This is a genomic window from Arcticibacter sp. (assembly GCF_053551015.1).
In genome coordinates, this window is the sequence record NZ_JBMQOB010000016.1 from 237,049 (window position 1) to 250,507 (window position 13,459).

A 13,459-nucleotide genomic window follows, 5' to 3' on the forward strand; every position below is an offset into this window, starting at 1 on the left:
TGTGATAATTGGTTATTTCTTTAGTTTCAGAGTATAAATGACGTTGACTTCGTCAGCTACTTTCAGTGCCCCAAGCATGAATGAAGGAGGCTGAATACCGTATTCGCTCATCTTGATTTTTCTAGAGCCGGTGATCGTAACGGATCCGTCCGCGTTTTCAGTGGCTTTACCCTGAAGTGCAACCTCTTTGGTAACTCCAGCTATCGTTAGAGCGCCGGTGCCTTTTACTACATCGCCTGCGACGCTGGCAGCGTTCAGTTTGAAAGTGATGTTGGTATATTTATCAGCTTTCATGGCTTTGTAAGCTCTGGTATTCAGCAGATCTTCTTTTCCTTTCAGACTTTTAACTGCCATATTAAAGGAAAGAGCTTTTACATCTGCGAGGTCTTTACCGTTTAAGGCAAGTTGTGCATCGCCTGATACAGTATTAGACTGCATGGTCCAATCGTGGATGTTAGAAGTTCCTGCTACTTTGATCTCAGATCCGGGAGCAACCTTATAGGTTTGTGCAACGCTGATTTGAGTAAATGCGGAAGCGCAAAGGGTAAATGCGCAAAGCACTAAGATTTTTTTGAAGTTTCTGGTGTGTGTTGTGAAAGTTGCCGTTTTCATTTTTTTATTTTTAAGGTGTTGTAACTCTTGTTGTATGGTACAAATGTAGAGCGACTCGGAGGGCTGTGGAATGACGGAACTTATGTACAATAGTGATGTTAAACATTAAATGTTGAAACAGGGAATAAATTTTTAACCAGTGGCGGGCAAATTTATCGTTAAACTTGTATAAACATATACCTGAGAGCATTGTAATGAGAATGTTATTTCACTGTGAAAAGGGCAGTTTGTGACATAAAGTGACCGCTGTCATTCCGATTTCCTGCAGTTAACTCTACTTTCGTGCATTATTTCTAATTAAACATCATGACCAAAAATATTTTTATAGCTACATCAGAACCCTACAGTGGAAAATCCATTGTCGCACTTGGGTTGGTTAATATGCTCCTTGGAAAGACTCAACGAGTTGGTTATTTCAAGCCGATTGTGAACGATCACCCGCTGGAAGGGAAGGACATCCACGTACAAACTATTATTGAACATTTCGGACTTCCTATAAATTATGAAGATACCTATGCTGTTACCCGTCAGGAAGCGATGCGCCAGATTGAAGGTGATACACAAGGGCAAATGATGGATCTGGTCATCAGCAAGTTTAAGAAGATAGAAGAGAATTATGATTTCACAGTTATAGAGGGTAGTGATTTTATCGGAGAGGGCGCCGCTTTCGAGTTTGAAGCAAATATATCTATAGCAAAGAACCTGGGATCGCCTGTTATTATCGTTGTTTCTGGAGAAGACAAAACGACTGCGCAAGTAGTCAACTCGGTGCATACCATGCTCCGGAATTTCGAGGCGCGTGAGATCCAGGTGTTGGCAATAGTGGCCAACAGGATCAAGCCTGATCAGGTTGATGATGTGCAGGATCTGCTTACTGTTCAGCTTCCGGCAGAATCCATCCTGGCTGTTATTCCAGAAGATAAGGGTCTTCAGAGTCCTTCGATGAAAGAGATCTATGAAAATCTGGGAGGCAAGCTGCTGTTCGGTGAAGATCAGCTGACTAATCAGGTCGATAATTTCGTGACAGGTGCGATGAACGTGCCAAACTTCCTGAACCATATAAAAGAAAATGTACTGATTGTAACGCCTGGAGACCGTGGAGATATCATCATTGGCGCCCTTCAGGCTAACTTATCGACGAGCTATCCGAAGATCGCCGGAGTAGTGCTGACTGCAGGTTCAGAGCCGGAAGAGCCGATCATCCGCTTATTGCAGGGCTCCCAAACGGTATTTCCGATCATCGCTGTAAAGACAGGTACATTTCAGACGATCACGCAGATTGACTCCATCAAACCGCGGATCACTACAGACAATGTGAAGAAGATCCAGCTGGCAATCGATACCTTCAGCAAATATATGGACATGGAGTCCCTGGACGAGAAGATCATTACCTTCAAACCGGAGGGTATCACACCGCATATGTTCCAGTATCAGTTGGGACAGTGGGCTAAAAAACAGACCAAACATATTGTTTTACCGGAAGGACACGACGACAGGATACTGAAAGCGGCGGCGAGGCTGATCAATCAGGAGATCGTTGAGCTTACGATCCTGGGAGATATCGATGTGATTGCAGCATCAGTAAAAAGGCTGGGACTTGATCTGGACCTGAGTAGAGTACGTATCATTAACCCGGCGAAGTCAGAATACTATGGCGAGTACGTGGAAACACTCTATGAGCTGAGAAAGAACAAAAACGTGACGCTGGAAATGGCGAGGGATTTAATGACGGATGTTTCTTATTTCGGAACCATGATGGTCTATAAGGGCCATGCTGACGGAATGGTATCGGGTGCGGTGAACACTACGCAGCATACGATAAGACCTGCTTTACAATTTGTGAAGACCAAGCCTGGAATTTCGGTCGTATCATCTGTATTCTTTATGTGTCTGCCTGATCGCGTTTCTGTATTCGGCGACTGTGCTGTAAATCCAAATCCAAGCGCAGAGCAGCTAGCTGAAATCGCTATATCTTCCGCTGAAAGCAGTATTCGTTTCGGCATTGAGCCGCGTATTGCGATGCTTTCATATTCGTCAGGCACGTCCGGTGAGGGAGAAGACGTGGAAAAGGTTCGTCGTGCTACGGAGATCGTGAAGACCAAGCGTCCGGATCTGAAGGTAGAAGGACCTATTCAGTACGATGCTGCTGTCGACCCAGTTGTTGGAAAGCAAAAGCTGCCTAACTCTGAGGTTGCAGGACAGGCAAGTGTGCTGATCTTCCCGGATCTGAATACAGGTAACAATACCTATAAAGCAGTGCAACGTGAAACAGGAGCACTTGCTATCGGTCCGATGCTGCAGGGATTGAATAAACCTGTCAATGATCTGAGCCGTGGCTGTACTGTGGATGATATCTTCAATACAGTGATTATAACTGCAATACAAAGTCAACAGAGCTAATATTTACAAGTAAAAAGTATGAATATTTTCGTGGTAAACTGCGGGAGCAGTTCGATAAAATACCAATTGTTTAAATGGCCGTCTGAAAGTCCTATTTGTACAGGATTGGTAGAACGGATCGGTCTTGAGGATTCCATTATAACTCACAAGGCCTTTGTTAACAACGAGGAACAGGTTGTTAAGCGTGTACTTGATTTACCTGATCATGAAGCAGGGATGCGGGAAGTGGGTTTGTTGCTTACAGAGCCGGGTATCGGCGTGATTCAGAATCCAGATGATATTTCGCTGGTAGGTCACCGTATCGTTCATGGTGGAGAATCTTTTGTGGAGACTTGTAAAGTTACACCTGACGTTAAGGAAAAGATCAAAGATCTCGCTATTCTAGCGCCTTTACATAATCCCGGCCATTATGTTGGAATTAACGTTGCCGAACAAATATTCAGCAAGGCGACTCACGTAGTTGTTTTCGACACTGCTTTTCACGCTACTATGCCTGAAAAAGCGTTCCGTTACGCCATTCCGGAGTCGTTCTATAAAGACTATAAGATCAGGGTATACGGTTTCCACGGGACTAGCCATAAATATGTGAGTGAGCAGGCAAACCTTTACCTGAATAAGCCTGACGCAAAGCTGATCACAGTTCATCTGGGTAATGGCTGCAGCATGGCTGCGGTTAACGCCGGCAAATGTGTGGATACCAGTATGGGATTAGGCCCACTTGATGGCCTGATTATGGGTACCAGGAGCGGAAACATTGATCCGTCAGTTGTCTTCTATCTTGTTAATCAGCTGGGTTATGATATTGCTCAAATCGATACATTGCTGAACAAGCGAAGTGGAATGCTTGGTTTGACGGGCTACAGCGACATGAGAGATATTCTTAAAGCGATTGACGCGGGAGACAAGAGTGCCAAACTTGCCTATGATATGTATGCATACCGTATTAAAAAATATATCGGTTCTTACGCGGCGGCTATGAATGGTCTGGATGCTGTGGTATTTACAGCAGGTGTTGGAGAAAACGATCCAGACCTTCGGGAAATGGTTTGTACGGATATGGAGTTTTTCGGTATCACGTTCAACTCCGAAGAAAATCGTATTCGTGCTAAAGGCATCAGAGAGATCAGTAAACCTGATTCGAGAGTAAAAGTGTTGATTGTACCTACGAACGAAGAGCTGGAGATTGCTAAGCAGTGTTTTGAGTTAGTACAGAATTAAGACGAAATAAGGGAATAAAGGAAGAAGTTGCTTCGAAAGGAGCAGCTTCTTTTTTTACTGCGTTCTGCTTCGCTGTTGGCAGACAAAAAGAGGAGGTTCGTATAAAGTTTCTTAAGATATCGAATGTTTTAGGGTATTTTAGACTTATGAATAACTTGCAAAGGGCGTGTCTGCATGTGGCACTATGGGCCCTGATATTGGTCTTGTTTATTTATATAGGCAGTCGCAGCGGTAATCTTGCAAATGCCATAGTGATTTTCCTCTACTTCGGTCTGATCAATATCGCTGTATTCTACATCAACTACCTGTATATACTGCCGAATTATCTAAATAGCCGACGTTACATTGGGTGTGCGCTGAGTATTATTTTACTGATTGTCTCGGCTGCAATGGTTAAATATGTGCTGGCTTCGTCTTTCCGGGAGATCGTTTTGGTACGCGGCCCCAACCGTGATTACTACGTTTCCTTTTGGGAGTACACCGTCGTCGCTGCTTTTACGGGAGCGTTTTTTGTATTCATTAGTACGGCCTTCAAATTTGCTGGCGACTGGTTTCAAAATGAAAAGGTGAGGAAGAACCTTGAAAATGAGAAACTCAGTGCGGAGCTGGCTTTCCTCAAGTCGCAGATCAACCCGCACTTTTTGTTCAACTCTTTGAACAACATTTACTCTTTGGCCTATCAACGATCGGAGAGAACGCCGACTGCTATTCTGAAGCTTTCCGAAATTATGAGGTACATGTTGCAGGACAGCAATGAACCAACTGTTCCACTTGAGCGCGAAATCAGCTACCTGCAGAACTACATCGAGCTTCAAAAACTGCGTTTTGGGGATGGAACCTTTGTGGATTTTCAGTATTCAGGAGTGGACGACAAGATGAGGATTATCCCGCTTGTGCTTATCGCTTTTGTCGAGAACTGTTTCAAGCACGGTATTGTCACAGACGAGGCCGTCCCGCTGGAGATCCGGTTGCAGGTTAAAGATTACCAGATGACGTTTGAAATACGAAATAAGAAGAATCTTCAGAATAAAGATAATCTGGGAGGGATAGGATTGAGCAATGTGCAGCGCAGGCTTGAGCTATCTTATCCTGGTGCCCATGAGCTGCATATCGAAAATGGGAGTTTGATCTATTATTGTAAATTAGTTTTACATTTATAACGATGATACGATGTTTAGTTGTTGACGACGAGCCATTGGCTTTGGATATCCTCATAGACTATATTGAAAAGGTGCCCAGTCTTGAGTTGGTGAAAGCGACAACCAGTGCATTCGAAGCCCTTGCGATCGCGCAGGCGGAAGATGTAGACCTTATCTTTCTGGATGTCCAGATGCCTGAATTGACGGGAATTCAGTTTCTGAAAATCATAAAGGGCAAGTGCAAGGTGATCCTGACGACTGCGTATTCACAGTATGCGCTTGATGGCTATGATCTGGATGTGGCAGACTATCTATTGAAGCCAATTGCCTTTGATCGTTTTTATAAAGCAGTAGTTAAAGTGCAGCAACAGCTACAGGAGAAATCTGCGGCTGTGCCAGAAAAGCAAAACTCGGGTGTGCAGGATTTTATTTTTGTCAAGACGGAGCATCGGATTCAGAAGGTCAATATCAACGACATCCTGTATATAGAAGGACTTAAGGACTATATTTCCATTTTCACTTCTCAGGAGCGGATCATTACCTTACAGTATATGAAAAAGATGGAGGAAGCACTTCCGGTAGAGATATTCGCCAGAGTGCATAAGTCATATATAGTGGCCATACCAAAGATCGAAAGTATCGAAAGGGGGCGCATTCAGATTAGTGATAAAATTATCCCAATAGGAGATACCTTCAAAGAAGCTTTCTTTAGTAAGATACAAGACCGCAATATCTAAGCGAGATGTCTTCTGATCAGGGCTTCAGCTTCCTTCAGGAGGTCTTCGGGCGATGAATTGACCGGATCTAGCGGTTTTAGTACAGTAATTTTCATGTGCTCACCGAAGCTTAGCGGATATTTTCCGAATCGGGTAAGCTTCCATGAGTTTTCGATAGCAATCGGGACGACGAGGGCATCGGGTACTTTTTTGATTAGGGTGGTTGCACCACCGGGAATGAAAGCCTTCATGACCCCATCCGCAGCGCGAGTACCTTCCGGGAATATTGCTGCCGACCAACCATTTTCTCTCATCCTTTTAGCCAACTTTAAAATTTCGGATATAGACTGTTTTGGGTCTTTGCGATCGATGTTGGCGGCTCCACCATGCTTTAGATTGAAGGATACACTGGGAATACCTTTTGCCAGCTCGATTTTAGAGACAAATTTAGCGTGGTATTTACGAAGAAACCAGATCAAGGCGGGTACGTCGAACATGCTTTGATGGTTGGCCACGAATATGATAGACCTGTTTTCGGGTAATTGGTAATTATTTTTGAACGTGACACGACAGCCTATCAGGTAATAGGTTGCGACAAGAAAAAAGTTGAGGAGGTCGACTGAGCGTTTATGTGCCATGTATCCACCCAATTTCAGGCTTACCCATTGTATTGGATGGAAGATGAGCAAGAAAAGAAGAAATGCCAAATAATGTATGGGGCTGAAAATATAACCTAAAAACCTGTTCATTGTGCTACAATTGGTTCTCTAATAATAGGATCTTTAATCTGAGGATGGCAGCTATACTCATTGAATCGGTAATCTGGTTTTTGATGACCATCTGATAGGCCTCTTCGAAGGGGATCCGTCTGAGCTGAAGTTCTTCTGTTTCTTCAGGCTCAGCCTGACCTAACTTAAGCTCCCTTGCCAAATAGATGATACCCAGTTCGTCGGATACGGAGTTAGAAAGATGGATGCGCTGGAGCTCTGTCCAGTTCTGGGCAGTAAGTCCGGTTTCTTCCAGGAGCTCCCGTTTCGCGGAATCAAGAGGAGGGAGGTGCAGAGGACCTCCGCCTTCTGGTAGTTCCCAGCTGTATTGATCAATGGGAAAGCGGTATTGACCCACCAGCCAGATGTGCTGATCCGCATCGAGTGCGACGATAGCCAGTGCATAGTTCTGAAAATGAACTTTGCCGTATATCCCCTTGCCTCCGGACGGGTTGACGACGTCGAATTCAGTTACATTGATCCAGGGATTGGTGTATATCTCTTTTTGAGATATGATTTGCCAGGGATTCGTGTCCTCGTTGATCATGCTGCAAAGTAATAAAAAAGCCTTCTGATTTGGAGCAGAAGGCTTGTGTTTATTTGTATGGATACATTTAAAGTCCGAAGGCGGTCTTTACCTTATCTACATAGTCTAGTTTTTCCCATGTAAATAGTTCCACCTCGACCGATTTCTTTTCGCCGTTTGCGGCTTCAAACTCCTTGGTTATGGTTTGTGGCTCGCGGCCCATGTGTCCGTAGGCAGCAGTTTCCGAATAAATTGGGTTACGAAGTTTCAGACGTGTTTCAATGCCATAGGGAGTCAGATCGAATATCTCCAGAATCCTGTCAGCAATTTGTCCGTCGCTAAGACCCACTTTAGCAGTATTATATGTATTTACATAGACGCCCATTGGGTCCTTAACGCCTATTGCATAGGAAACCTGAACGAGAATTTCGCTGCAGACGCCTGCTGCAACCAGGTTTTTGGCGATATGACGTGTTGCGTACGCTGCTGAGCGGTCGACTTTAGAAGGATCTTTTCCAGAGAAAGCACCGCCGCCGTGTGCCCCTTTTCCTCCATATGTATCTACGATAATCTTTCTGCCCGTCAAGCCGGTGTCGCCGTGAGGGCCTCCGATCACAAATTTGCCCGTCGGATTGATGTGGTATTTGATCTCACCGTTGAAGAGCTGCTGTGTTTCTTCAGGAAGCTGTGCTTTGATCCTTGGAATTAAGATAGAGATAATGTCTTCCCTGATCTTTTTTTGCATGTCAGTTTCGGAAGCGAAGTCGTCATGCTGAGTTGATACGACAATAGTATCGATCCGGATGGGCTGATGATCGTCACTGTATTCTATCGTTACCTGTGATTTGGCATCAGGACGAAGGTAGCTTATGTCTTTATTCTCCCTGCGTAGTGCGGCCAGTTCGATCAGAATCTTATGAGCCAAATCAAGGGCAAGCGGCATGTAGTTAGTGGTTTCACTGGTTGCATAACCGAACATCATCCCCTGGTCTCCCGCACCCTGCTGTTGCTTTTCCTGACGGTCAACACCCTGGTTGATGTCTGCAGACTGCTCGTGTATAGCAGACAGGACGCCACAAGAGTTAGCTTCAAACATGTATTCAGATTTGGTATAGCCAATCTTTCGGATGACATCCCGTGTGATCTTCTGTACGTCCAGATAGGTGCTGGATTTCACTTCTCCAGCCAGAATAACCTGCCCGGTTGTCACAAGCGTTTCGCAGGCAACTTTTGAATCGGCGTCCCAAGCCAGAAAATTATCAATTAATGCGTCTGATATCTGGTCAGCAACTTTGTCCGGGTGTCCCTCGGAGACTGATTCAGAAGTAAATAAATATGGCATATTAATAGTTTAAGATATAGTGCTTAGGGAAAGATCTGGCTCAGGATCAGCAGTTGTAAAAGAAAGCATAAGTTAGCAATTTTTTTACGTGGTTGCAATCTTATCCCTGGGGGAACAAAGCAAATCAGTCCACTAGCGATGCAAATTTAGAAGATTTTTTATATTAAGAGAAATTTAAGCCTAATTTAGCAGTGAAAACTACTACTTGTAACTGATTGAAAAAGAATATATTATTTGTAATAAACCCGATTTCCGGAGGTAAAAGCAAGCGTAATTTCCCATTGTTGGCCAAACAGCATCTGGATACGGACGTTTATAACGCGGATTTCATTTTGACTGCGTATGCTGGACACGCGTATGAGCTGGCGAAGAAAGCCGCAGAAGAGGGCGCAGATGTAGTTGTTGCCGTTGGAGGAGACGGAACCATTAACGAAGTAGGTACGGCACTGATAGGCACAGGCACTAAAATGGGTATTATTCCCTGCGGATCGGGAAATGGATTAGCTCGTTCTCTGAATATCCCACTTTCCTGGAAAGCCGCCGTTATGCAGTTGAATGGATTTCGGTCTCGGCCTATTGACACGGGTATACTGAACGAATACCGGTTTTTCAATATGGCAGGTACAGGCTTTGACGCGCATATCAGCAATGAGTTTGCTTCGTTGAAAGGCAGGGGGTTTGTGGGCTACGTAAAGAAGGCGTTTTCAGAAGTTCTGAATTATCAATCGAGACACTATAGATTGACAATAGACGGAGATGTTTACGAAAGAGAAGCTTTTATGATCAGTTTTGCAAATTCGAGCCAGTATGGGAATAACGCCTATATCGCGCCAGCAGCCTTGTTGGACGACGGAATTATTGACATTTGCATCATCAAACCCTTTCCTTTATATCTCTTTATCTCAATGGGTTTGAGAATGTTTGCAAAAACTTCTGAGCAATCGCGGTATGTTGAAATAATAAAAGGCCGATCTGTACGTATTGAATCTGTTACGAATACATTGGTACATATTGACGGAGAGGCCAAAAAAATTGAAAAAGAAATTTCTATTTCAGTTGACCCGTTATCACTTTCTGTGCTATATTAGCTCTTATGTCAAGGAAAAGTAACATAAATGGCGTTGTATTTTCAACAGACCCGGATTTCGAATATTCATACGAACCGGATGAGGAAGAGGCAACATTGCCTCCGGCTCAGCAGGACCTGCGCGTTCAGCTGGACAAAAAACAGAGAGGGGGAAAGGCTGTTACTTTGATTACCGGGTTCAGGGGGACTTCTGCTGATCTTCAGGATTTGGGAAAGAAGTTGAAGGCAAAATGTGGAGCCGGCGGCTCAGCTAAGAACGGGGAGGTAATTGTGCAGGGTGATTTTAGAGAGAAGATTCTAGAATATTTAAAATCTGAGGGTTATAAAGCTAAGAAATCAGGGGGATAATCTTAGCAGACCAGTTTATGGACCAATTAGAAGGGTTTTTTGATGAAGGATGTTTGCATTTTCAGAAAAAAATGGTTTTTATTGTACCGGATTGTTAAAAAAAATCACCTGAAAACAGGAAACAGGAGAAAATAAGTTGATTGAAGGGGGCCTTAAACGGGCATGTAAATGTAATTTATATCACATTTTTATTTATAGCAAAATTCTATTTTTGTTATCGTATCATTGCAAACAAGTAGCAACTATTATATTAAATTAAAACTAAAAACTAAATTTCAAGAAGAATGGCAACCGCACCAAAACCAACAACTGCGAAGAAAGAAAGCACTGGTTCAAACATTTTTGCAAGTCTGACCATCGTTATCTGTATTATTATTGGCGTACTGATCTGGAAGTTCGTAATGGGACATCCATCAAACTTTGACGGTGGAGATCCTGAGAACGGTCACCCACTACCAGGAAACTTCCAGGGTATGATCTATAAGGGAGGTGTTATCGTACCGGTATTATTTGGAATGCTTTTAATGGTAATCGTATTCTCTATCGAGCGTTTCATCGTAATTACTAAAGCAGCAGGATCAGGAAGTGTTGAAGTTTTCGTAAGAAAGATTCAGACTTTATTATCTGCTGGAAACATTGAGTCAGCAATGGCTGAATGTGACAAACAAAAAGGATCTGTAGCAAACGTGATCAAATCAGGTTTGAAGAAATACAGAGAAGTTGAAGCTGATCAAGGTTTAGACACTGAGCAGGCTTCATTAGCAATCCAGAAAGACATTGAAGAAGCAACAGCTTTAGAAATGCCGATGCTGGAGCAGAACTTAACAGTAATTGCAACTCTTGTATCTGTAGGTACATTGGTTGGTCTGTTAGGAACAGTAACAGGTATGATCAAATCGTTTGCGGCTCTTGCAACTGCAGGTGCACCTGACCAGGCAGCTCTTGCAAACGGTATCTCTGAGGCCTTGATCAATACTGCAACAGGTATCGCTGTATCTACTATTGCGATCATCATGTACAACGTGTTTACTTCTAAAATTGATAAACTAACTTACTCTATTGACGAGGCTGGTTTCTCAATCGTTCAGACTTACGCAAGTACACATAAATAATATTGAAAAATAATTCCGGATCACTTATGGAATATCCGGAATTATTTCATCAATGAGATATACAGATAAGGAATCAATTAAAATATAACGATGCCTAGAGTAAAAGTACCAAGAAAGAGTACCGCTATTGACATGACGGCAATGTGTGATGTGGCTTCCTTGTTGTTAACTTTCTTTATTTTAACAGCAACTGCCCGTCAGCCAGAACCTCTAGCTGTAGATACTCCTACTTCGACGGTGAAGATCAAACTTCCGGAATCAAACATCGCCACGATCACCATTGGTCAGGGTAAGGTTTTCTTCGGAGTTCAGGGTCAGCCGATCCGCGAGAGGATGCTGCAGAAGATGTCAGAGCGTTATAAAGTTCCGTTCAGTGCGGAAGATATAAAGCGTTTTTCTCTGATGGAGAACTTTGGTGTTCCGATGAATCAGTTGAAGCAGGTTATTGATATGAAAGGTGCAGACCGGAACAAGGAAGGTTTGCAGCCAGGTATCCCTGTTGACTCTGTAGCAGGTGCAGCTTCACAGCTTCACGAGTGGATTTATCAGGCACGTATTGCCACTAAGGAGATTAATGACGAATCTCTTCGGATCTCTATCAAAGGGGATTCTAAAGAAGAGTATCCGGTTATTAAGAAAGTAATTGATATTTTACAAAAACAGAAAGTTAACAAGTTCAGTCTGATCACTTCTATGGAAGGCGGAGACTAACGGATAACAAAAAAGTAGAATAATATGGCAGAATTAAATACCGGCGACGGCGGTGGTAAAAAAGGTGGGGGTAAGGTAAGAAGTAAAAAACAGTCGACCCGGGTGGATATGACCCCGATGGTGGATTTGATGTTCTTACTGATCACTTTCTTCATGCTTACCACTACGCTAGCTAAGCCACAGGCGATGGACCTGGCGATGCCGGACAAAGATGATAAGAATAAAGACGAGCAGTTGGATGTTGCGGATACACGTACGATGACTATATTGCTTGGAAGCAAAGACAAAATCGAATGGTTTGTAGGTCTTGCTGACAATCCGATATCTGCACCTACAGTAGAGGGTTATGGCAAAAACGGCATTCGTAAAGCCATCATTGAAAAATCAAAGGACATTAAAGCGTCTACTGGTAAAGATATGATCGTTATTATCAAGCCAAGTGATAAGTCTAACTACAGGAATTTGGTAGATATTCTGGATGAGATGAAGATCACCAACATCAAACAGTACGCGATCGTGGACATCAACACACCAGAGGTGGAATTGCTGAAACGCGATGGTGTTTACTAAAAGCTAATGGAAAACTCCATTGATGAAATAAAATAGAAATGGCAAAATTAGATATTTTTAACCGCGAGTGGATTGACGTTGTCTTCACGGGGAGGAACCAGGCTTATGGTGCTTACCAGTTGAGAAAGAACAACGCCAAGACTACTAACAAAGCTTTGCTGTTCGGTACAATTGTTTTTATACTGGCTATGAGCTCGCCTTTGATTGCCAAGTATATTAAGGGTTTGTCTCCGGACGATGATAGCGAAGACAGGATAATTCAAACTGAGGTGGTTTTAACGCCGCCTCCGCCGGTGGATGAAGCAGCGCCGCCTCCGCCGCCTGCTGCAGAGCCGCCGAAGCCGAGGGTTGACCAGGTGCGTTTCCCGCCTCCTGTAGTTGTACCGGCTGAGAAGGTAAGGGATGAAGAGCCACCAACTGTGGAAGAACTTAAGGTTGCTGACCCTGGTCAGAAAACTATAGCAGGTGACCCGAACGCAGACATCAGAATTGATGAGCCTGTGGGTGAAGCGCCTCCTACCAAAGCGGCCGTTGTAGAAGACAACGCAGTTTATGACTTCTCAAGTATTGAGCAGATGCCCGACTTCCCTGGAGGTATGCCTAAGTTTTATACCTACGTAGGTAAAAACTATACTTATCCGGCTGCAGCAAGAGAGCAAGGTGTTTCTGGTCGTTTGATCATGAGCTTCGTTGTTGAGAAGGATGGTAGTTTAACAGATATCAAAGTTCTGAGAGATCTTGGAATGGGTACTGGTGATGAAGCGATCCGGTTGCTGAAAAAGGCGCCGAAGTGGAAACCTGGTATCCAGAACGGAAGACCTGTTCGTGTACAGTACACATTACCGATCATGTTGAACCTGGAGGGACAATAGTATAATGTTAAGAAGAGAAAATCAGCAAAAATCGCCCCA

General features: G+C 43.7%; 14 protein-coding genes. 10 read left to right on the forward strand and 4 right to left on the reverse strand.

The genetic code is table 11. The features are described 5' to 3' along the window. Positions 1-12 precede the first annotated feature (12 nt). Entirely contained in the window at positions 13-612 is a 600-nt protein-coding gene (locus ACO1NU_RS10965; protein WP_448818519.1) for a YceI family protein, read from the reverse strand. Between the two features lie 306 nt (positions 613-918). On the opposite strand from ACO1NU_RS10965, the gene pta reads away from it, so the two are divergent. The 4 genes from pta to ACO1NU_RS10985 all read left to right on the forward strand — a co-directional run bounded on the left by pta (position 919) and on the right by ACO1NU_RS10985 (position 6,106). Further along, entirely contained in the window at positions 919-3,012 is a 2,094-nt protein-coding gene (gene pta / locus ACO1NU_RS10970; RefSeq protein ID WP_448818520.1) for a phosphate acetyltransferase, read from the forward strand. 18 nt (positions 3,013-3,030) lie between these two features. After that, entirely contained in the window at positions 3,031-4,230 is a 1,200-nt protein-coding gene (locus ACO1NU_RS10975; RefSeq protein WP_448818521.1) for an acetate/propionate family kinase, read from the forward strand. Between the two features lie 146 nt (positions 4,231-4,376). Next, the gene (locus ACO1NU_RS10980) at positions 4,377-5,390 is read left to right on the forward strand and encodes a sensor histidine kinase (protein WP_448818522.1); all 1,014 of its coding nucleotides are present in this window, start codon (positions 4,377-4,379) and stop codon (positions 5,388-5,390) included. Positions 5,391-5,392: 2 nt separating this feature from the next. Continuing rightward, positions 5,393-6,106, forward strand: coding sequence for a LytR/AlgR family response regulator transcription factor (locus ACO1NU_RS10985; protein WP_448818523.1), 714 nt, complete (start codon positions 5,393-5,395; stop codon positions 6,104-6,106). Here ACO1NU_RS10985 and ACO1NU_RS10990 read toward each other — a convergent pair. The 3 genes from ACO1NU_RS10990 to metK form a co-directional block, all read right to left on the reverse strand. After that, on the reverse strand, positions 6,103-6,834 hold the full coding sequence (locus ACO1NU_RS10990) for a lysophospholipid acyltransferase family protein (protein ID WP_448818524.1): 732 nt from the start codon (positions 6,832-6,834) through the stop codon (positions 6,103-6,105). The two genes, ACO1NU_RS10985 and ACO1NU_RS10990, sit on opposite strands and share 4 nt — an antisense overlap. Before the next feature lie 4 nt (positions 6,835-6,838). Further along, entirely contained in the window at positions 6,839-7,399 is a 561-nt protein-coding gene (locus tag ACO1NU_RS10995) for an NUDIX domain-containing protein (protein WP_448818525.1), read from the reverse strand. A gap of 67 nt (positions 7,400-7,466) precedes the next feature. Beyond that, complete coding sequence (gene metK, locus ACO1NU_RS11000) at positions 7,467-8,720, reverse strand: methionine adenosyltransferase (RefSeq protein WP_448818526.1); 1,254 nt, start codon at positions 8,718-8,720, stop codon at positions 7,467-7,469. A gap of 215 nt (positions 8,721-8,935) precedes the next feature. On the opposite strand from metK, the gene ACO1NU_RS11005 reads away from it, so the two are divergent. From ACO1NU_RS11005 to ACO1NU_RS11030, 6 genes are all read left to right on the forward strand, one after another. Continuing rightward, positions 8,936-9,808, forward strand: a complete 873-nt coding sequence (locus ACO1NU_RS11005) for a diacylglycerol/lipid kinase family protein (protein ID WP_448818527.1) — start codon at positions 8,936-8,938, stop codon at positions 9,806-9,808. Between the two features lie 5 nt (positions 9,809-9,813). Next, the gene (locus ACO1NU_RS11010; protein WP_448818528.1) at positions 9,814-10,155 is read left to right on the forward strand and encodes a translation initiation factor; all 342 of its coding nucleotides are present in this window, start codon (positions 9,814-9,816) and stop codon (positions 10,153-10,155) included. A 284-nt stretch (positions 10,156-10,439) separates the two neighbouring features. Beyond that, a complete protein-coding gene (locus tag ACO1NU_RS11015) occupies positions 10,440-11,267 on the forward strand; it encodes a MotA/TolQ/ExbB proton channel family protein (protein WP_448818529.1) in 828 nt (275 codons plus the stop codon). Between the two features lie 90 nt (positions 11,268-11,357). Beyond that, positions 11,358-11,978, forward strand: coding sequence for an ExbD/TolR family protein (locus ACO1NU_RS11020; RefSeq protein ID WP_448818530.1), 621 nt, complete (start codon positions 11,358-11,360; stop codon positions 11,976-11,978). A 24-nt stretch (positions 11,979-12,002) separates the two neighbouring features. Then, positions 12,003-12,548: an ExbD/TolR family protein gene (locus ACO1NU_RS11025; protein ID WP_448818531.1), complete on the forward strand. Its 546-nt coding sequence runs from the start codon at positions 12,003-12,005 to the stop codon at positions 12,546-12,548. 38 nt (positions 12,549-12,586) lie between these two features. Continuing rightward, entirely contained in the window at positions 12,587-13,420 is an 834-nt protein-coding gene (locus tag ACO1NU_RS11030; RefSeq protein ID WP_448818532.1) for an energy transducer TonB, read from the forward strand. Positions 13,421-13,459 lie beyond the last annotated feature (39 nt).